Raw genomic sequence first — 377 nt, forward strand, 5'->3', positions numbered from 1 at the left:
CCGTTGGGCGAATCCCCCGCGCTCGCCGCCCCGGTCGGGCGGCTGCTGGCCGCCGCGGCCCGCACAAAGGACCACACGCCTGCCCCCGCTGCGTACGCCGCCGCTACGCGATGGCCCGCGCGGACGAGAGCGAACGCGACCGCCCACCGCATCTTCCCGAGCAGCCGCACCACCGCCCCTGACCCCTGCTGTCATCCCTGAGGCCGCCCCACCGGCGAACGTGCGCGGCCCGGGTGGCAGCGGGCCCAAGCCCGCCCGGCCCAGGACCGGGCGGACATCCCCGGAGCCGCTTCCTCCTCCGCGCGCCCCGGGGCACCCGCCCGCCCCGTCCTGGTCACGACCGGGGCGTGCGGCCAGTCCTTCACCCACCACCATAA

The 377-nt window shown here is 77.7% G+C and carries 1 protein-coding gene; it reads left to right on the plus strand.

The window, feature by feature from the left end:
* The coding region (locus DEH69_RS31960) for a hypothetical protein (RefSeq protein WP_220131192.1) at positions 1–201 on the plus strand (201 nt) is incomplete at its 5' end.
* Between the last annotated feature and the right edge of the window lie 176 nt (positions 202–377).

The sequence above is a fragment of the Streptomyces sp. PT12 genome, assembly GCF_003311645.1.
GTDB lineage: Bacteria > Actinomycetota > Actinomycetes > Streptomycetales > Streptomycetaceae > Streptomyces.